We start from the raw sequence: 17,636 nt of genomic DNA, 5'->3' as shown, positions 1-17,636 counted from the left end.
GGTACGAGATCATCGCCTAAAAGGCGGGAACTTTTTCTTGCAAGCTCGAATCTACTCGTGTAGATTCGTGTACAGCTGTTACCCACATCACACCACCAGGAAGAGTCAACGATGACTACCATCACCAAACTTCCGGATCCCGTGGCTGGCGGATCCAAGCCCCAGCACCGCGGGAAAACCCTCCTCCGGGCCGGCCGCGGACGCAGCCTCGGTGACCTCAAGATTGCCCTGCTGTTCATCGCACCGGCCATGATCGGATTCATCTTTTTCTACGTCGTTCCGACCATCCGCGGCGTGTATCTGAGCTTCACGGAGTACAACATCCTCGGCGATCCGGAATGGGTGGGCCTGGACAACTACACGGCGATCGCCCAGGACCCGCTCTTCTGGAACTCCCTGGCCGTCACGGGCCAGTACGTCCTCATCAACATCGCCCTCCAGACGGCGCTCGCCCTGGGCCTCGCCCTCCTGATGCACCGGGTCGCGAAATCCACGCTCATCCGCGGCGCACTGCTCCTGCCCTACCTGATGTCGAACGTCATCGCGGCCCTGCTCTGGTTCTGGATGCTCGACTACCAGATCGGTGTGGTCAACCAGTTCATCGAGTGGGCCGGTCTGCCCCGGGTCGCGTTCTTCGGCAGCGAGGAGTGGGCCATCCCCACCCAGGCCCTGATTAACACGTGGCGCCACATGGGCTACACCGCGCTGCTGATCTTCGCCGGCCTGCAGGCCATTCCGGGCCACCTCTACGAAGTGGCCAAGCTGGACGGCGCCTCACCGTTCCAGACCTTCCGCAAGATCACCGTCCCGCTCCTGCGCCCCGTCCTGGTGCTGGTCCTCGTGGTGACAGTGATCGGCTCCTTCCAGGTCTTCGACACCGTTGCCGTCACCACCCAGGGCGGACCGGTCAACGCCACCCGCGTCATCCAGTACTACATCTACCAGCGCGCCTTCACCGAGTCGGACTTCGGGTACGGATCCGCCATCGCCGTCATTCTCTTCCTCATCCTCGCCCTCGTGGCCTTCATCCAGATGAAGTTCCTCAAGGGCAACGAGTCGGACCTGGACTAAGGAGTCCCGCATGACCACCACCATCAGCCGCGCACCGCTGCCGGCCCCAGCCCGCCGCCGTCGTCCGTTCAACCCCCGCCGCGCGGGTGCATGGGCCCTCCTGGTCCTGGCCATCGCGGTCTCCGTCCTCCCGTTCCTCTGGGTGCTGCGCACGGCACTGTCCACCAACGGGTCCCTGGCATCCCAATCAGCCAGCCTGCTGCCCGCAGACTTCACCTTCGGCGCCTTCCTGCGGGTGTTCGGGCTGCAGAGCCCGGAGGACGCCATCGCCGAAGGCGGTTCGGGGGCCGCGATCGACTTCTGGCTCTACCTGCGGAACTCCCTCATCTTCTCGTCCATCACCACCGCCGGGGCCGTGTTCTTCAGCGCGTTGGCTGCCTACGCCTTTGCCAGGCTGCGCTGGAGGGGGCGGAACTTTGTCTTCAGCCTGTTCCTGGGCACCATGCTGGTTCCGCCGATCTTCACGGCACTGCCCAACTTCCTGCTGATCAAGAACCTGGACCTGCTCAACACGATGCTCGGCATGGTGCTGCCATACGTCTTTATGACGCCGTTCGCCATCTTCTTCCTGCGCCAGTTCTTCCTGAACATGTCCCGCGAGGTCGAAGAAGCCGCCATGCTCGACGGCGCCAAGCACCTGCGCATCTTCTTCCAGATCGTCCTCCCCAACGCCGCCGCGCCCATCGCCACACTGGCCCTGCTCACCTTCATCGGCCAGTGGAACGAATATTTCTGGCCGCTGCTCGTCGGATCCCAGGAGGACGTCCGCGTCCTGCAGGTAGGCCTCGGCGTCTTCAAATCGCAGTCCCCGCAGGGCGCCCCGGACTGGTCCGGCCTCATGGCCGCAACCCTGGTCTCGGCACTGCCCGTCCTCATCCTCTTCGCCGCCTTCGGCAAGAAGATCGTCAACTCCATCGGCTTCTCGGGCATCAAATAGCCACCCCCACTCCCTCCCGCTCCTCCCCATTCCCGAACGGAAAGTAGAACCATGAAAAAATCCCTCGGCGCCGTCGCCGTCGCCGCTGCTGTGGCGCTCTCCCTGTCCGCCTGTGGCGGTTCCTCATCCTCCTCCGCAGAGTCAGCCAAGGGCGAGATCAGCTACTGGCTCTGGGACGCCAACCAGCTTCCCGCCTACCAGCAGTGCGCCACTGACTTCCATAAGGCCAACGCCGACATCACGGTCAAGATCACCCAGCGCGGGTGGGAAGACTACTGGAGCACTCTCACCAACGGCTTTGTTGGCGGCACCGCCCCGGACGTCTTCACCAACCACCTCGGCCGCTACGGCGAGCTCGCAGAGAACAAGCAGCTGCTGGCCATTGACGACGCCGTCGAGAAGGACAATGTGGACCTGGCCGCCTACAACGAAGGCTTGGCCGACCTGTGGGTCGGCCAGGACGGCAAGCGCTACGGCCTGCCGAAGGACTGGGACACCATCGGGCTGTTCTACAACAAGGCCATGACCGACTCCGCGGGCCTCACGGCCGAGCAGATGGCCAAGCTGGACTGGAACCCGCAGGACGGCGGCAGCTACGAGAAGGCGATCGCCCACCTGACGGTCGACAAAAACGGCAAGCGCGGGGACGAGCCCGGCTTCGACAAGAACAACGTTGCCGTCTACGGCCTGGGTCTCAACGGCGGCGGCGACTCCTCGGGCCAGACGGAGTGGAGCTACCTCACCAACACCACCGGATGGTCCCACACGGACAAGAACCCGTGGGGCACGCACTACAACTACGACGACCCCAGGTTCCAGGAGAGCATGGACTGGTTCGCGCAGCTGGTCGAGAAGGGCTACATGCCCAAGCTCGAGACCACCGTGGGCGCCAGCATGGCGGACACCTTCGCAGCGGGCAAGTCCGCCATCAACGCCCACGGCTCGTGGATGACCGGCCAGTACACCGGCTACAAGGGCCTCGACGTGGGCATCGCCCCCACCCCGGTGGGCCCGGAAGGCAAGCGGGCCTCCATGTTCAACGGCCTGGCCGACTCAATCTGGGCCGGAACCAAGAAGAAGGACGCCGCCATCAAGTGGGTGGAGTACCTCGCCTCTGCCGAGTGCCAGGACGTCGTGGCCTCCAAAGCGGTCGTCTTCCCCGCGCTGAAGTCCTCGTCCGACAAGGCCGCGGAGGCCTTCAAGGCAAAGGGCGTGGATGTCTCAGCGTTCACCGGCCACGTCAAGGACAACACCACGTTCCTGTATCCCATCACGGACAACACCGCGAAGGTCAAGGGCATCATGGAGCCCGCCATGGACGCCGTTGTGTCCGGCAAGAAGCCGGCCAGCTCGCTCACGGAAGCCAACAACCAGGTCAACGCCCTCTTCAAGTAGGGCCCACCCGCCCCGGATGCCGCCGCTACCTCCTCGCGGCGGCGGCATCCGGTATTCCCCCTGGACCATCCCCGCACGTGCCCCGCGTCCCGGACGCCTCCCGAACCACCGAAAGAGACCTGCCATGGAACCCCTGTACCTCCGCTCCGCCAGCACCAGCCTGGTGATCAGCTTCGACAGCGGAGAGGCCGAGGTCATCCATTGGGGTGCCGATCTGGGCGACTCCCTGCCCGATCTGGCCATCCTCGGAGCCCCCGTCCCGCACTCCGCCGTCGACGCCGCCGTCCCCGCCGGGCTCCTGCCGCAGGCTTCCTCCAGCTGGCGCGGCCGCCCCGCCCTGCGCGGCCACCGGATCGCCGACGGCGTTCCCGGCTACGACTTTTCAGTCCTCCTCCGCGTCGCGGAGGTGACCGCCGGCGCCGTCGGGACCTCCGCGGTGATTGTCCAGGCCGACGCCGACGCAGGGATCCGCATTTCGTCCGCCCTCACCCTGCACGACGGCGGACTGCTGGAACTGCGGCACACTGTCACCAACACCGGCACCTCGCCGTACCAGCTCGACGAACTGGCCACCGTGCTCCCGGTGGCGTCCGACGCCGTCGAGCTCCTGGACCTGACCGGCCGCTGGTGCCGGGAACGCCACCCGCAGCGCCGCGCCATCGAGCAGGGCACGTGGGTGCGCACCGGAAGGCATGGCCGCACCGGACACGACGCCTCGCTGCTTTTCGCCGCGGGAACCGCGGGCTTCGGCAATCGCCACGGCAGGGTCTGGGCCACCCACCTGGCCTGGAGCGGCAACCACGAACAGTTCGCGGACAGTGCCGCGGACGGGCGGACCATCATCGGCGGCTCCGAGCTGCTGGGCCCGGCCGAGGTGGTCCTGGCTCCCGGCGGCAGCTACACCACGCCCGCACTGTTCGCCGCCCACTCGGACCGCGGCCTGGACGGCATCAGCGAATCCTTCTACGCCTGGTTCCGGAACCGGCCGCACCACGTGCTGCCCGCCGCGGCGGCAGCCGGGCTGTCGCGGACTGGACAGCGCGGCGCGGGCAAACCCCGCCCGGTGGTGCTGAACACCTGGGAGGCCGTGTACTTCGACCACAACCTCATCACCTTGATCGAACTCGCGGACTCCGCCGCGGAGCTCGGCGTCGAGCGCTTCGTGCTCGACGACGGCTGGTTCCGCGGCCGGCGCGACGACCACGCCGGCCTGGGCGACTGGTACGTGGACGAATCCCTGTGGCCCTCCGGTCTGACCCCCCTGATCGACGCCGTCACCTCCCGCGGGATGGAATTCGGGCTGTGGGTGGAGCCGGAGATGGTCAACCTGGACTCCGACGTCGTCCGGGCACATCCGGAGTGGATCGTCGGCCCGTCGGTCAAGAGCTACAAGGACGGCGGGCGGCTGCCGCTGGAATGGCGCCACCAGCACATCATTGACCTCGTCAACCCGGACGCCTGGCAGTACATCTATGACCGCGTGGATGCGCTCCTGCGCGAGAACAACATCAGCTACCTCAAATGGGACCAGAACCGGGACCTGCTGGAACACGGCCACGCCGGCCGCGCCTCGGTGCATGAACAGACCCTCGCGGCGTACCGGCTGTTCGACGCGCTCAAGGCCGCGCATCCCGGCGTCGAGATTGAAAGCTGCTCCTCCGGCGGCGCGCGCGTGGATCTTGGCATCCTGGAACGGACGGACCGGATCTGGGCCTCGGACTGCAACGACGCCCTGGAACGGCAGAGCATCCAGCGGTGGACCGGGCTGGTGGTTCCGCCGGAACTGGTGGGCGGCCACGTCGGCCCCACCACCTCGCACACCACCGCCCGCACGCACGACCTCTCCTTCCGCGCCATCACCGCCCTGTTCGGGCACTTCGGGATGGAATGGGACGTCCGGCAGGTCCAGGGTGTGCAGCGGGAGGAACTCAAGCGGTTCATCGGAATCTACAAGGAGCACCGCGGCCTAATCCACTCGGGCCGCATGGTCCGCGCCGACCTGGCCGACCAGTCCCTGATGCTGCACGGGGTGGTGGCCGCCGGTAGCAGTCCTGCGGCGGCAGGCTCGACGGCGGCACTGTTCACCCTGGCCTGCACCGGCACCTCACCCGCGGAGCAGCCCGGCCGGATCACCATCCCCGGCCTCGCCGCTGACGCGGACTACCGGGTGGAAGCGGTCTTCCCGGCCCCGGGCGACGCCGACTACGCCCGCACCTTCACCCAGGTCCAGCCTCCGGCCTGGCTGGAGTCCGGCGCCACGGCGAGCGGCCGCTTCCTGGCCGAGGTGGGCCTGCCCATGCCCGTCCTCAACCCGGAGCACGCCCTGCTGCTGCAGGTCACCACCGCCTAACCCCAACGCGTCGACGGCTCCGCATCCGCCCTTTTGAGCCCCCAAGACGGCGGATGCGGAGCAGTCGATGGGGCGCTGTCGAACCCAAGTGCTGTCGCACCTACTGCAACGGCAGGAACAGCACGGTGTAGATGCCGAGTGCGGCGAGGACCACGACGCTGCCGGCGATGGCCGCCGTCCCCCTGATATTCGCGGCCATCGCCGCTCCGCCGATGCCGCTGGCGTGGTGGTGGTAACGGCGCCGCTGCGTCAGCGCGATGCCAAAGGCGACCAACAGTGAAACGGCCACCAGAGTGCCGGCAAACCAGCCGTAGCGGGGTACCCAGCGCAGGAAGATGCAGGCCGCCGTTACGAGCGTCAATGAGGTCCGGCGCCAGGCGAGATCCGTACGCTCGGGCTGGAGCCCCGGGTCGTTGTGCACCGCAGCGGACCTGGTGTTCGCCACAGCTAGGCTGACCGCCCGATCACAAAAACGATCAGTACGGCCGCAACGAGCGCTCCGCCGGCCGCCAGGATCGGAGCGAGCAAGGGCGCCGGCAACGGAGTCTGGTGCCGCATGGCCCGTTCCACGTTGAGCCAGCGGAAGAACGAGCCGCCGCCGGTCACCATCCCCAGCAGAAGCAGCAGCACAGACACGGTTTTTCGGATTTCCGGGCCGAGCAGCCCCGAGGTGAAGGCCTCCACGGCGATGCCGCCGGCCACCATGGCAAGCGAGGTCCGGATCCAGGCCAAAAACGTGCGCTCGTTGGCCAGGGTGAACCGCGGATCCGGGTCGGTCCCGCCGCCCAGCGCCCGGGCCAACACCCCGCGGCGGCTCCGGTCTGTGCCCGCAACGGCCCCGGAAGCCTCCGTTCCGGGGCCGCTCGCAGCCGGAGCCTCGCTGCCGGCTTTCTCTGGTGCGGGTGCCTCGCGGCCGTGGTCTGACGTGTCGGGGCCTTCTTCGTGCGCGGTCATAGTGTTCTCAGGATGTCACCCCACGGAATAATTCCGCACTCTCCGGCCGTCGCTCCGTGCCTGTCAGTTGTTCATGGCGGCATAAAGGTTCAGGCTCGCCGAGAACACCAACCACGAAACGTAGGGCAGCATCAGCAATCCGGCAGTCCTGCTGATCGGCCCGAAGAACAGCACCGTCAGTGTTGCCACCACGGCGTGGGCACCAATAACGAGGAGTGCCATCCACAAGGCGGCGGCCCCCAGCATCGGGTACAGGCCGAAGAACATCAGCGGCCATGCCAGGTTCAGCACCAGGAGGACCCCATAGGCCCTAAAAGCAGCCTTACGGGGGAGGAGCCGCTGCCGCCACACCAGCCACGCGGCCACGGCCATGGCGGCGTAGAGCACCAGCCACACCGAGCTGAAGATCCACCCCGGCGGTGTCCACGGCGCCTTGTCGGCCAGGGCGTACCATGTGCCGTTCATCCGGATCGGCAGGGAGCCCAGCAGCGACACCAACCATGACACCGCCAGGAAGCCGATCAGTGCCGGGCCCTGCCGCTGCCAGGGGCGGCCGCCCATCAGCGCGGGGAGCGGGGGGACTTCTTCAACGTTGGCCAGCACTGACTTACTGTGAACAATCAGGGGCTTGTACGTCAAACCGCGACGCTGTGGTCTCCCGCCGTCGCGGTTCGACGCCGCGCAAAATGGCGGGCGCTGCGCAAAATACTCGGCGCTGCCGTATTCGCGTAGCGTGCGGAATTTCGCGCAGCGACGGCCAGCTGGCTCAGCGAAAATCTCGCTCCTTCCACCGCGCCGCACAATGGCAGGCTCCCGCGGGTCCGGGGAATCAGGCCTCCGGAACCCGCAGCACTTCCATGGCAGCCAGCAGATACGGCACCGGGTCAGGTTCCGTGCCCTCCGCCCACTGCATCCACGCTTCAAATGTCGCCGCCAGATAAGCCGCACACAGGTAACCCGCGGTGGCCTCGGGAACCCCGCGGTCCACAAGATAACGCCGGGCCCCGTCGCGCTGCGGCGCCAGGGAACCGTAGCTCCGGCTGGCCAGTTCGGGATGCCGGGCGATCAGGCGCAACCGCCCCCGCGACACCGCCAGGTCGGGTATCGCCGCCACCCCGGCGCTCGCGGCCGCCCGCAAACCCGCCATGATCCCGTCATCGCCCGCCCCGCGGATTCGGGCCTCCTCCAGGACCAGGCCGGACGCGCGGACAACCGGTTCCATGCCGCCCCAGATGAGATCGGCCTTGCTGGAGAAATACCGGTAGAGGCTCTTGCGGCCGATCCCGGCCGCGCGCGCGATGTCCTCCATCGACGTCTGTTCGTAGCCGTCCTCGGCGAAGAGCCGCAACGCGAGGCCGGCGATGGCGTCCGGATCGATAGTCGCCGGGCGCCCGGAGGAACGCGGTTCGGCAGGCGTGGAGTCTTGCGCGGGCATCCCACCAGTATTCACCCTTTCATAATGACACAGCGTGTCATAAGGTGGGAAATGACAACATCCCGCAACGTTCGGAAGGACATCATGGGCAACGACGCTTCATGGCAGGAAATCATCACCGCAGGCCGGTTCGCCGGCAAAACGGTCATCGTCACGGGCGCCGGTTCGGGCATCGGTCTCGCCACGGCGCTGCGTGTCGCCGGGGAAGGCGGCCGCGTCATCGCCGCCGATATCAGCGCTGAGCGGCTGGATGCCCTGGTTTCCGGGAACGCCGGCCTGGACCTGATCCCGGTGGCCGGCGACATCTCTACGGAAGACACCGTGGCCGCCGTCGTCGCTGCCGCGGGTGGCAGGGTGGACGCCCTCGCGAACGTCGCGGGCATCATGGACCACTTCGCGCCGATCCACGAGGTGGACGACGACACCTGGGACCGGGTCTTCAGGATCAACGTCACCGCCCTCATGCGCCTGACCCGCGCCGTGGTGCCGCTGATGTTGGAGGCCGGTTCCGGCTCCGTGGTCAACGTCGCCTCCGAAGCTGGCCTGCGCGGTTCCGCCGCCGGCGCCGCGTACACCGCGTCCAAGCACGCCGTCGTCGGCCTGACCAGGAATTCCGCGGTGATGTACGGGCCGCAGGGCCTGCGCTTCAACGCCGTGGCCCCCGGCGCCACCATCACCAACATCGAGGCCACCTGGGGTTCCCAGCTGGCCGCCGAACGGCTCGGCCCGCTGATGGGTGCCAACATCCCGGCCCCCGCCACCGCGGCCCAGCTGGCAGCCTCCATCACCTTCCTGCTCAGCGACGACGGCACCAACGTCAACGGCGCGACCCTCGCCTCCGACGGGGGCTGGTCCGCGGTCTGACAACCAGCCGGGCACTACGAGGGCGGACGACGGCGGGGAGCTCCCGCCGTCGTCCGCTCCTGTTTCCCGTGCCTTGGCCGCCACGACTTTGATTCGCATACTGGAAGAAGGAAGCCGGGCGGTCAACGGGAAGGGTAGCGATGGGCAGCGGATCGAGCGGGGCGTTCCGGCGCCGGGTGGAACGCGCAGCGGAACTCCGGACCCTGCGGGTCAGCGGATTGACGCTCCAGGAGGAGCAGGAGCTGGCCGCTGCCGAAGAGAAGGAACGGGACCTGCGCGCGAAGTTCGACGAAGCCACCAGGGCGGAATACCTGATCCGCGATGCCATGGCGCAGGGAAAATTCGACCACTTGAAATACGCCGGCAAACCCATCCCGGGACTGGGGGAGAAGTACGACCCTGACTGGTGGGTCAAGGGCCTGATGCAGCGTGAAAACATCACCGGAATGGGACCCAAAGCCATCCTGCTCCGCACGGAGGACGCCGGGCTGGACGCCCGGATGGACGAGCTGCCCTCCGAGAAGCAGGTCCGCGAGCTCCTGGATGATTTCAATGCACGGGTGGTTGACGCCCGTCGGCAGCTGCAGGGCGGTCCGCCCGTTGTCACCGCGACACGTGATGTCGAGGCGGAACTGCGGCGCTGGGCGGAACGCCGTGCGGCGCTCGCGGCCGACGTCGCCAAGCAGGAAGCGCTGCAGACGCCGGAGGTCCGCCGTCCCTGGTGGCGGCAGATCTGGTCCGGTTCTTAGCGGGCTGCTCTCCTTCCGTCCCCAAGCACGCGCCCTGGCCAGCCGGCCGTCCGGCGGAACCCGGTCCCGGCCCAAGCCGTGGCCGGGATCCGGGTTCCGCCGTGGGGTCAGTATCCCGCGATCTGGGCCAGATAGCCGTAGAACTTGCCTTCGACCGGGCGGAACGGGTCACCCTCAAAGCCGAAGTCGCGGTTTTCCTCGTTGTAGGCGGCGGTGAGATCCAGGAACTGGGACATTGCTTCCTTACCCGAGCCCTCACACGCTCCTGCGCTGATGCACAGCGCCAGTGAGCCCGCGACCGCAGGGCTGGCGAAGCTGGTTCCGTGGGCCACTCCATAGCCGCCCGGCGCGGTGGACGTCATGCAGACCCCGGGTGCGGCGATGGTATGGGCCTTGTCCGCGGATCCGCTGGCGTAGTTGGAGAAGTACGCCGGATAGTCATCCTTTTGCCCCACCTTGGACCAGTCCTCGGTCCCGCAGAGCGGGGACTTCAGGCTGTCAGGCTTGCCGTCGAAGTCCGCTATGGCCGTGGCGGTCAGCACCTCGTCGTAGGTGGCCGGGACAAAGCCGGCGATGTCCTGGCCGGAGTTCCCGGCCGCTACGGCGTACACGACTCCGGCGTCCACAGAGCGGCAGATGGCGTAGTGCATCGGGTCCGTTCCCTTGCCGCAGTTCTCGGTTTCGACCCCCGGTCCGCCGATGCTGATGTTGGCCACGGCGATGTCGTTCTCCGGGTCATCGTCGTTGAGCGTCGCGGTCACCCAGTCGATGGCGCAGATGAGCATTTCCTCCGTGATCACTCCGGCGTCGTCAACCACGCGGACGGACCACAACGGGGTTCCCGGCGCCGTGCCGATCACGCCCAGGTTGTTGTCCTTCGCGCCGATTACCCCGGCCACGAAAGTCCCGTGTCCAACGGTATCCGTGGAGGTAACCTTCACCGGTGAGCCGGTGGAACAGTCGATGCCACCCTGCACATTCAGGTCCGGGTGGCTGCTGTCAATGCCGCTATCAATCACGGCCACGTTGACGTTGACGTCGTCCTGCGTCCGTCGCTGTTGATCGCCGTCCGGGAGGGAACCGCCGATTCGCAGCCACCAAAGGGGCGCCACCTGGTTGTTGGGCCCCGGATTCTCCGGCTTGTCGAACTCCCTGGCCACGGTAACGAAGTCAACACCGGGATCTGCTGCGAGGCGGGCCGCGGCGGACGGCGTCATAGTGGCCGCGTACCCCTTGACGGCATTGCGATAGACCGTGGAAACAGCCAGACCGTATTTACCTTGCTGGGCCGCGGCCGATGTGCCGGCGTCGACAAGGCCGTCTTTGAGCACCACGATGTAATTTTGTTTCTGCTCGGCGGCGGTTGAGGGGACGGCTGCCACGAGGCTTCCGGCCACAGCCAGGCTCAGCGCTGCAAGGCCACCGAGGATTCCCCGGATCCGGTGCCTGGCCTTGGGCGGGGGAGCGGCATTCCCGGGATCTTTGCGTCGGCCCGCGGTGGCGGGCGCTGGTCGTCGCAATATTCCCGGACGGCGGACGTAGCTGAACATGGTGGCCTCCATTTTTGCGTCTTCGCTATTGAGCGCCCCCCGCTCTTTAGCTTAGGCCAGCGATTGGATATTGCACACGGACCTTGGGATTTTCTTAGAGCGAACTGTGAAATCAAGCGGACGGCAGGCCGCCCTAAGCGCGGAGCCAGCCCTGCTCGAAGTCGGGATGGTCGTAGTAAGGAAGCGCCAGGGCATAAAGCGACTGTTCCATCCACTCGATCGATTGCGGGATCCAGCCCAGCTCCGGGTCGGTGTCGCTGACCATGGCTGCTAGGGCCGACTGCCGGGCGGACTCCACGATGCGGATCAGGCGCTTCTTGGCCTCGCACTCGAGCAGCAGGCGCTGCTCGTACCAGGCGCCGGATTTCGAGACAGCCCGGTCGCCGAGCAGCGTCCGCGCCACGGCCTCGTCCTCGCTGATCCGTTCGGACAGGAATTCAACGATGTCCACACGGTGAGCGTACGCGCGCTTTATGCCCGGCAACCAGCGCGGGCTGCCGGATCTGCCGTGGATCCTTAACGCGCTGCCAGGTTTTCTGCGTCCTCGGGCCCGACAAAGTGGCAGGAACCCTCGTGCCGTTCCGACAGGACGCAGGTCCGGCCCGTGGGCAGATGTACGTTGCCGCAGAGCCCGGTAATCGCCACGTCCTCGCGGACATGCAGGCTGCTCAGGTCGGGGCGGTCCTGGCTGGACTCATGGATCCGGGGGCCGCCGGCAGAATTGTGCTCTGGACTGGTCATGTCTGCTGCTCCTTGGAGGGTTCGCCGTACAGGGACGTGTCAGTCTCGATTGGGTCCGTACTCCAGTTTCACACCACCGCGTTAACGGCGGGTTACCAGCCCGTAAGATCCGTGTCTCGTGTCCGGTGCCGGGCTGGGTTGAGAGGCGTATATTTCGAAGAAAAGCCGCAATACTCGCGCCCGTCAGGAGGTGCCGTGATGGACTTGAACCCGGCCGAAACCGGTGTCATAGGAGAGGGACAGCAGGGCGGACGCCCGGTCGCCGCGGCGGCACTGGCCCAGCGCCTGGGCGACCTGGCCCGTGAACTCCAGCACGAGGAAGACACCGACTCCATGCTGGCAGGCATTGTGCACGCCGCCCTGGAGCTGGTCCCACACGCCGCCGACGCCTCCGTCAGCCTGATCTCTGGCCCCCGGACGATTGACTCGCGGGCCGCGTCCAGCGAACTTCCGCGCCGCGTGGACGCCCTCCAGAGCGAAACCGGGCAGGGGCCGTGCCTGGACGCCTCATATGAAGAGCGCGTTGTCAGCGTTCCCGACCTCAGCAGGGACCCCCGCTGGCCGGCTTTCGCGCGGCCGGCTTTTGCGCTCGGTGCGCGGAGCATGCTCTCCTTCCAGCTCTTTGTGGACGGTGACCACCTTGGGGCCTTGAATCTCTTTGGCAAGGAGGTTGGCGTCTTCGACGCCGAATCGGAGCGGATCGGGGCGCTGGTGGCCGCCCATGCCGCCGTCGCCGTCGCCGGGAACCAGCAGGTCAGCCAGCTCACCCAGGCCCTGGACACCCGCGACCTGATCGGGCAGGCGAAGGGAATCCTGATGGAGCGTTACAAGGTCACCGCCCAGCAGGCGTTCCTGCTGCTCTCGCGGGCAAGCTCGGAGCTGAACATCAAGCTGCGCGACGTAGCTGAACAGCTGACCGTCAGCGGGGAAATGGCCAAAAAGCGTTGACGCCCGCCCGTGCGGGCAATCGCACTCAGTCCCCGGCGGTGAGCGGAATCTCCAGGCACCCGGCGGCCGCGTCCCAGCTGCTCGCGGTCCCGAGGTGGCGGCTGAGCCGTTGCATCCGTTCTGCGATCCGCCGGGAGCTCCTGCCCGCCAGCCGGGCCTGGAAATCGGTGATCAGCGTCGGATACAGCCGCAGCGTCCGGGGCGTGCCGGCGTCCGTGTGGAGCATGAAAATGAACGACTGGTCATTGCGTTCCAGCGGATCCACCGCGTAGTCGTCCACAAAGTCCCCAGCGCTGTAGATGACGGGCCGGCCCTGGAGCACCTCGACGCCGCGGAAGATATGCGGCGAATGCCCATAGACGACGTCGGCACCCGCCTCGATCAGTGCCCGGGCCAGTCCGCGGTGCTCGGACGGCGCCCCGGAGCCCCAGTTCGGCCCCCAGTGCGCGGAAACGATCAGGAGCTGGACGCGGGCCTTCGTCCGCCGAACCAACGCCAGCAGGTCGGCCACCCTGCGGTCGCTGTCCACCACGGGCACGAAGAAAACGCCGGGCCCGCCGTCCGCTTCCCAGTCCGGCTGGTTGTCGGTGAACGCAATGAGCCCGACGGCGATCCCTGACACGCGGCGCACCGCGGGCCGACGGGCGGCGTCCCCGTCCAGTCCGGCCCCTGCATGCAGAATGCCGGCCGAGTCGAGCGCGGGCAGCATCTCCCGGAACGCCCCGGCCCCGTAATCCAGGACATGGTTGTTGGCCAGCGACACCATCCCGATCCCCGCCGCGCGGAGGCTCGCCGCATTCCTCGGGTCAGAGCGGAAATGGAACACCTTGCCGGCTTGCGGTTCGCCGCCGGCTGCCAGGACGCACTCAAGATTGGCGACGGTGAGGTCCGCCGTGCGCAGAACGGTGTGCGTATCGCCCCACGGGTAAGCAGCGCCGACCCGCCGCAGCCGCTCATTGACCAGCCGGCCCAGCATGACGTCGCCCAGCAACCCAATCAACATGGCAACCCGCCTGGGGCTCAGGACTCGTAGTTTTCCACCTGCTTGACGGGGCGGGGCTCCGCCTCGTCAGGGTTTTCGCCGTACTGCAGCTTTGCCCGGCGCTGCCGCAGGAGGTCCCAGCACTGGTCCAGGTACTCTTCGATGCGCTTCAGCCGGGCGTGCTCGGGGCTGTGCTCGTAGTCCGGCGAGGAGGACGGGGCCTTCTCGCGGAGCGCCTGTTCTTCTCCCACAAGCGCTGAAATGCGTTCCAGGATGTGTTGTTCGTCCATGAGGGCCTTCTTTCGGGTAGCAGTCCTTCCGCCAGAGTAGCTAGGCGGTGATGCACTGGCCAGAGGACCGTTGACCGGAGGGGGCTCTCACTTCGGACGAGCGAGGGGAGGCCGGGGGGACAAAAGCGCACTCTTTTGGGGCGACCAAACGGCAAACATAATCAGCTTGCTTATTAGTTTGTGGCTTCCTAGAGTTGATCCTGTCAGGCATCAAAACTCCCCGAGCGGGGGATCCGGCCCGTCCACGGCCGCAGGTCCTCCCCGGGCACCAGAGGAGGACCCATGTCCCAGCACAACATTGCCGGTAAGAAAGTCGCCTTCCTGCTCACCGACGGCGTGGAGCAGGTGGAACTGACCAGCCCCTGGAACGCCGTGAAGGAAGCCGGCGGCGAGCCCACCCTGGTGGCGCCCAAGAGCGGGACGCTGCAGGGCTATGACGGTACGGAGAAAGGGCAGACTTTCGACGTCGACCTCACGGTCGCCGAGGCCAACGCCAGTGATTTCCACGCCCTCGTGATCCCCGGCGGCGTCGTCAATGCGGACCATCTCCGCGCCGACAAGGGTGCCCAGGCCTTCACCCGGGCCTTCTTCGAGCAGCACAAGCCGGTGGCCTCAATCTGCCACGGACCCTGGCTGCTGATCGACGCCGGGGTCATCAACGGCCGGAACGTCACGTCTTACCACACGCTCCAGACCGACCTGAAGAATGCCGGTGCCAACTGGAGCGACCAGGAAGTGGTGGTGGACCAGGGGCTGGTGACCAGCCGGAACCCGCACGATCTTCCCGCCTTCAACGACAAACTGCTGGAGGAGATCGAGGAAGGCGAGCACGCCGGACAGACAGCCTAGGCGGCAGCAACGCCCCGCAGCCGGACACCCGGCGGAGGCCTACCGTGAATGCCTGATTTGGGGCAGGATATGCCATGTAAATGTGTGCCGGCCGCGCCGCAACATGGCACGCTTGCCGGCATCCCAGCTGCAAGGAGTCCCGGATATGACAACGCTGAACCCGTACCTGAGTTTCCGCGACAACGCCAAGGAGGCCATGACTTTCTACCAGTCGGTCTTTGGCGGTGAACTGAACATGAGCACCTTCGGCGAATACCACGCCAGCGAAGATCCTGCCGAGCAGGACAAGATCATGCATGCCATGCTTACCACCGACAAAGGCATGGTGCTGATGGGCGCGGACACGCCCAACGGCATGGACTTCACGCCCGGCAGCAGCATCTCCGTTTCCCTGAGCGGTTCGGACGAGACGGAACTGCGCGGCTACTTCGACAAGCTCGCCGAAAGCGGAAACGTGACAGTCGCCATGGAGAAAGCTCCGTGGGGAGATGTCTTCGGCATGTGTACGGATAAGTTCGGCACGGACTGGCTGGTCAACGTCGGCCCCGAGGCGGGCCAGGCCTAGGCGCGGCCTAAGCGCGGGCCGCCGTATTCCTCTCGCGCCGGGGCGCGGCTATCCTAAAGGCGGCCGGGACATCGCATTATCGAGTCCACATGTCCTGCCCAGAGAGGCACGCCATGACCGAGAAGCTGCACCTGACGCCGGAGGATGAATTCCCGGAGGACCTCAGTAAGGTGGAGGACAAGGACTTGCAGGTCCTCGACAGCCAGGTCCAGCGGCAGCTGGACTACGAGTACGTGGCTGAGGGTGAACCTAACCCGGAGACCGAATTCAGGCACTACGACCTTGACGAGGAGTTCAGCGAGCGGGACAAGCGCCAAGACTGACCGGTGGAATTCTGTCAGTATGCTTAGTGGACGCTGACACGCGGCGCGGACAGAGAGCGCTGAACAGAAAAGAGCCCACTATGAGCAGGCCCGACCGTCTAGAGATCGAGGCCGCAGGCCATGTGGGCCACGTGTTCGTCTCCAGGGGCCACGCCGGCCCGGCCGACGGCGGGGCCGCACGCCCCGCTGTCGTGCTGATCCACGGGATCGGCGTCTCGCACCGTTATCTCGGCAGGCTCCACGGGCTGCTGGCGGAGTCTGCCGACACCTACTCGATCGATCTCCCCGGGTTCGGCGCGACGCCACGCCCGGAAAACACGCTCTCGGTCGCGGACCACGCCACCTACATCCTCGGAGCCCTGGAACAGCTGGGGGTTTTGGAATTCGTGCTGGTCGGACATTCGATGGGCTCCCAGTTCGCCGTAGAGGCTGCACTTCAGCAGCCCGAGCGGGTGTCCCATCTGGTCCTGATGGGGCCCGTGGTTGATTCCAAGCGGCGCACCGTCATGCAGCAGGCCCTCGCACTCGGCCGGGACAGCCTGTTCTTCGAAAGCCCGTCCGCCAACGCCCTCGTCTTCACGGACTATCTCCGCTGCGGGCCCGTCTGGTACCTGAAGACCCTCCGCGTCATGATGGGCTACCCCACGGAGCAGAAAATTACGGGAGTCTCTGCCCCGGTCCTGGTGGTGCGCGGCGCGAACGACCCCGTCGCCTCGGCTGACTGGTGCCGCCGCCTTGCCGCCCACGCGGCCGAGGGGCAGCTGCTCGAAATCGCAGGCACCGGGCACGTCGTGCAGCACAACCGGTCCGTGGAAGTGGCGGCAGCCATCCTGGAATTTGCCGGGATCCGCCAGACCGCCGGGGAGGCCTCCCAAGGACATCCGGCGTGAGCGGGGTGCTGAGCGGGGTGCTGCAAACCGCCCGCTGGTGGGTCCAGGACTATCTGTATGCCGCGGGTCGGCAGGTCCTCAGCGCAGCCTCCCGGACCAGGCCGGAGGATTTCCTCGGCGGGACCGGACGGCCCGTCGTGGTGATTCCGGGAGTGTATGAGGATTGGCGCTTTATGCTGCCGCTCGTCGAGCGGCTTCATGAAGCGGGCCACCCGGTGCATGTGCTGGCATTGCTGCACCGGAACCGGCTCGCGGTGCCTAGGGCCGCAGATCTGATCGCCGGATACATCAGGGAGCGTGAGCTCACGGACGCGATGATCGTCGCGCACAGCAAGGGCGGACTGATCGGCAAATTCGTGATGATGCAGCTGGATCCGGATCGCCGGATCGCGGGCATGGTGGCGGTCTGCTCGCCATTCTCCGGATCGCGCTACGCGTCATTCATGCTGCTGCCGAGCCTGCGCGCCTTCTCGCCCCGGAGTGCGGTGACCATGCAACTCGCCCGGGAGGAACGCGTCAACGAGCGCATCACTTCGGTCTACGGACGCTTTGACCCGCACATCCCCGAGGGCAGTGTGCTGCCCGGCGCCCGGAACATCCAGCTGGACACCGCCGGGCACTTCCGGATCCTGGCCGATGAGGACACCGTCCGAACCATCCTGGACATCGCGGCCGCGCCTGAGCGCCAATAGTTGCCGGGCGTTCGGCCACGGGACGGCTAGTCTGTCAGTGAACTTATCAAT

General features: G+C 66.6%; 21 protein-coding genes. 12 read left to right on the top strand and 9 right to left on the bottom strand.

The annotated features are described in order from the left end of the window. The first annotated feature begins 111 nt into the window (after positions 1 to 111). The 4 genes from AC6EUH_RS10810 to AC6EUH_RS10795 all read left to right on the top strand — a co-directional run bounded on the left by AC6EUH_RS10810 (position 112) and on the right by AC6EUH_RS10795 (position 5,753). Positions 112 to 1,071: a carbohydrate ABC transporter permease gene (locus AC6EUH_RS10810; protein ID WP_499738620.1), complete on the top strand. Its 960-nt coding sequence runs from the start codon at positions 112 to 114 to the stop codon at positions 1,069 to 1,071. 10 nt (positions 1,072 to 1,081) lie between these two features. Next, on the top strand, positions 1,082 to 2,008 hold the full coding sequence (locus tag AC6EUH_RS10805; RefSeq protein WP_499738619.1) for a carbohydrate ABC transporter permease: 927 nt from the start codon (positions 1,082 to 1,084) through the stop codon (positions 2,006 to 2,008). 51 nt (positions 2,009 to 2,059) lie between these two features. Further along, complete coding sequence (locus AC6EUH_RS10800) at positions 2,060 to 3,403, top strand: ABC transporter substrate-binding protein (protein ID WP_499738618.1); 1,344 nt, start codon at positions 2,060 to 2,062, stop codon at positions 3,401 to 3,403. Positions 3,404 to 3,527: 124 nt separating this feature from the next. Next, on the top strand, positions 3,528 to 5,753 hold the full coding sequence (locus AC6EUH_RS10795) for an alpha-galactosidase (RefSeq protein WP_499738617.1): 2,226 nt from the start codon (positions 3,528 to 3,530) through the stop codon (positions 5,751 to 5,753). A 100-nt stretch (positions 5,754 to 5,853) separates the two neighbouring features. On the opposite strand, the gene AC6EUH_RS10790 is transcribed toward AC6EUH_RS10795, so the two are convergent. The 4 genes from AC6EUH_RS10790 to AC6EUH_RS10775 form a co-directional block, all read right to left on the bottom strand. After that, positions 5,854 to 6,198, bottom strand: a complete 345-nt coding sequence (locus AC6EUH_RS10790; RefSeq protein WP_499738616.1) for a DUF202 domain-containing protein — start codon at positions 6,196 to 6,198, stop codon at positions 5,854 to 5,856. A gap of 2 nt (positions 6,199 to 6,200) precedes the next feature. Further along, positions 6,201 to 6,557, bottom strand: a complete 357-nt coding sequence (locus tag AC6EUH_RS10785; RefSeq protein WP_499738703.1) for a YidH family protein — start codon at positions 6,555 to 6,557, stop codon at positions 6,201 to 6,203. A gap of 213 nt (positions 6,558 to 6,770) precedes the next feature. After that, a complete protein-coding gene (locus tag AC6EUH_RS10780) occupies positions 6,771 to 7,346 on the bottom strand; it encodes a TspO/MBR family protein (RefSeq protein ID WP_499738615.1) in 576 nt (191 codons plus the stop codon). Positions 7,347 to 7,536: 190 nt separating this feature from the next. Then, positions 7,537 to 8,142, bottom strand: a complete 606-nt coding sequence (locus AC6EUH_RS10775; RefSeq protein ID WP_499738614.1) for a TetR/AcrR family transcriptional regulator — start codon at positions 8,140 to 8,142, stop codon at positions 7,537 to 7,539. 84 nt (positions 8,143 to 8,226) lie between these two features. On the opposite strand from AC6EUH_RS10775, the gene AC6EUH_RS10770 reads away from it, so the two are divergent. Together AC6EUH_RS10770 and AC6EUH_RS10765 are read left to right on the top strand one after the other, a co-directional pair. Further along, entirely contained in the window at positions 8,227 to 9,006 is a 780-nt protein-coding gene (locus tag AC6EUH_RS10770) for an SDR family NAD(P)-dependent oxidoreductase (protein ID WP_499738702.1), read from the top strand. Between the two features lie 140 nt (positions 9,007 to 9,146). Next, entirely contained in the window at positions 9,147 to 9,755 is a 609-nt protein-coding gene (locus AC6EUH_RS10765) for a DnaJ family domain-containing protein (protein WP_499738613.1), read from the top strand. 107 nt (positions 9,756 to 9,862) lie between these two features. On the opposite strand, the gene AC6EUH_RS10760 is transcribed toward AC6EUH_RS10765, so the two are convergent. From AC6EUH_RS10760 to AC6EUH_RS10750, 3 genes are all read right to left on the bottom strand, one after another. Continuing rightward, positions 9,863 to 11,305, bottom strand: coding sequence for a S8 family peptidase (locus tag AC6EUH_RS10760; protein ID WP_499738612.1), 1,443 nt, complete (start codon positions 11,303 to 11,305; stop codon positions 9,863 to 9,865). A gap of 133 nt (positions 11,306 to 11,438) precedes the next feature. Beyond that, positions 11,439 to 11,756 (bottom strand): DUF6221 family protein, encoded by a 318-nt coding sequence (locus tag AC6EUH_RS10755; RefSeq protein WP_056430155.1) that lies wholly within the window; start codon positions 11,754 to 11,756, stop codon positions 11,439 to 11,441. Between the two features lie 65 nt (positions 11,757 to 11,821). Then, a complete protein-coding gene (locus AC6EUH_RS10750) occupies positions 11,822 to 12,046 on the bottom strand; it encodes a hypothetical protein (protein ID WP_056430152.1) in 225 nt (74 codons plus the stop codon). 198 nt (positions 12,047 to 12,244) lie between these two features. Between AC6EUH_RS10750 and AC6EUH_RS10745 the strand changes: the two genes are divergently transcribed. Then, the gene (locus AC6EUH_RS10745) at positions 12,245 to 12,994 is read left to right on the top strand and encodes a GAF and ANTAR domain-containing protein (RefSeq protein ID WP_082492703.1); all 750 of its coding nucleotides are present in this window, start codon (positions 12,245 to 12,247) and stop codon (positions 12,992 to 12,994) included. A 25-nt stretch (positions 12,995 to 13,019) separates the two neighbouring features. On the opposite strand, the gene AC6EUH_RS10740 is transcribed toward AC6EUH_RS10745, so the two are convergent. Then, positions 13,020 to 13,997 (bottom strand): CapA family protein, encoded by a 978-nt coding sequence (locus tag AC6EUH_RS10740; RefSeq protein WP_499738611.1) that lies wholly within the window; start codon positions 13,995 to 13,997, stop codon positions 13,020 to 13,022. A gap of 17 nt (positions 13,998 to 14,014) precedes the next feature. Next, positions 14,015 to 14,266 (bottom strand): DUF2630 family protein, encoded by a 252-nt coding sequence (locus AC6EUH_RS10735; protein ID WP_499738610.1) that lies wholly within the window; start codon positions 14,264 to 14,266, stop codon positions 14,015 to 14,017. A gap of 282 nt (positions 14,267 to 14,548) precedes the next feature. On the opposite strand from AC6EUH_RS10735, the gene AC6EUH_RS10730 reads away from it, so the two are divergent. The 5 genes from AC6EUH_RS10730 (at position 14,549) to AC6EUH_RS10710 (ending at position 17,585) form a co-directional block, all read left to right on the top strand. Beyond that, complete coding sequence (locus tag AC6EUH_RS10730) at positions 14,549 to 15,115, top strand: type 1 glutamine amidotransferase domain-containing protein (protein ID WP_499738609.1); 567 nt, start codon at positions 14,549 to 14,551, stop codon at positions 15,113 to 15,115. Between the two features lie 145 nt (positions 15,116 to 15,260). Further along, positions 15,261 to 15,680, top strand: coding sequence for a VOC family protein (locus AC6EUH_RS10725; RefSeq protein ID WP_499738608.1), 420 nt, complete (start codon positions 15,261 to 15,263; stop codon positions 15,678 to 15,680). A 113-nt stretch (positions 15,681 to 15,793) separates the two neighbouring features. Continuing rightward, positions 15,794 to 16,003 carry a hypothetical protein gene (locus tag AC6EUH_RS10720; protein ID WP_056430141.1) on the top strand — a complete coding sequence of 70 codons (210 nt, stop codon included), beginning with the start codon at positions 15,794 to 15,796 and terminating at the stop codon, positions 16,001 to 16,003. Positions 16,004 to 16,083: 80 nt separating this feature from the next. Beyond that, positions 16,084 to 16,893 carry an alpha/beta fold hydrolase gene (locus AC6EUH_RS10715; protein WP_499738607.1) on the top strand — a complete coding sequence of 270 codons (810 nt, stop codon included), beginning with the start codon at positions 16,084 to 16,086 and terminating at the stop codon, positions 16,891 to 16,893. Then, entirely contained in the window at positions 16,890 to 17,585 is a 696-nt protein-coding gene (locus AC6EUH_RS10710) for an esterase/lipase family protein (RefSeq protein WP_235500223.1), read from the top strand. The genes AC6EUH_RS10715 and AC6EUH_RS10710 overlap by 4 nt, the downstream gene beginning before the upstream one ends. The last annotated feature ends 51 nt before the right edge of the window (positions 17,586 to 17,636 follow it).

The sequence above is a fragment of the Arthrobacter sp. 001422645 genome, assembly GCF_059816125.1.
Note: the sequence above shows the minus strand (reverse complement) of the source record. Positions and strands in the feature narration are given on the sequence as shown.

Bases quoted from the DNA above. Each gene is read 5' to 3' on its own strand.
- AC6EUH_RS10800 (WP_499738618.1), top strand. From the start codon at position 2,060: ATGAAAAAATCCCTCGGCGCCGTCGCCGTCGCCGCTGCTGTGGCGCTC.
- AC6EUH_RS10805 (WP_499738619.1), top strand. From the start codon at position 1,082: ATGACCACCACCATCAGCCGCGCACCGCTGCCGGCCCCAGCCCGCCGC.
- AC6EUH_RS10745 (WP_082492703.1), top strand. From the start codon at position 12,245: ATGGACTTGAACCCGGCCGAAACCGGTGTCATAGGAGAGGGACAGCAG.
- AC6EUH_RS10730 (WP_499738609.1), top strand. From the start codon at position 14,549: ATGTCCCAGCACAACATTGCCGGTAAGAAAGTCGCCTTCCTGCTCACC.
- AC6EUH_RS10725 (WP_499738608.1), top strand. From the start codon at position 15,261: ATGACAACGCTGAACCCGTACCTGAGTTTCCGCGACAACGCCAAGGAG.
- AC6EUH_RS10775 (WP_499738614.1), bottom strand. From the start codon at position 8,142: ATGCCCGCGCAAGACTCCACGCCTGCCGAACCGCGTTCCTCCGGGCGC.
- AC6EUH_RS10760 (WP_499738612.1), bottom strand. From the start codon at position 11,305: ATGTTCAGCTACGTCCGCCGTCCGGGAATATTGCGACGACCAGCGCCC.
- AC6EUH_RS10765 (WP_499738613.1), top strand. From the start codon at position 9,147: ATGGGCAGCGGATCGAGCGGGGCGTTCCGGCGCCGGGTGGAACGCGCA.
- AC6EUH_RS10810 (WP_499738620.1), top strand. From the start codon at position 112: ATGACTACCATCACCAAACTTCCGGATCCCGTGGCTGGCGGATCCAAG.
- AC6EUH_RS10715 (WP_499738607.1), top strand. From the start codon at position 16,084: ATGAGCAGGCCCGACCGTCTAGAGATCGAGGCCGCAGGCCATGTGGGC.
- AC6EUH_RS10720 (WP_056430141.1), top strand. From the start codon at position 15,794: ATGACCGAGAAGCTGCACCTGACGCCGGAGGATGAATTCCCGGAGGAC.
- AC6EUH_RS10750 (WP_056430152.1), bottom strand. From the start codon at position 12,046: ATGACCAGTCCAGAGCACAATTCTGCCGGCGGCCCCCGGATCCATGAG.
- AC6EUH_RS10740 (WP_499738611.1), bottom strand. From the start codon at position 13,997: ATGTTGATTGGGTTGCTGGGCGACGTCATGCTGGGCCGGCTGGTCAAT.
- AC6EUH_RS10795 (WP_499738617.1), top strand. From the start codon at position 3,528: ATGGAACCCCTGTACCTCCGCTCCGCCAGCACCAGCCTGGTGATCAGC.
- AC6EUH_RS10770 (WP_499738702.1), top strand. From the start codon at position 8,227: ATGGGCAACGACGCTTCATGGCAGGAAATCATCACCGCAGGCCGGTTC.
- AC6EUH_RS10735 (WP_499738610.1), bottom strand. From the start codon at position 14,266: ATGGACGAACAACACATCCTGGAACGCATTTCAGCGCTTGTGGGAGAA.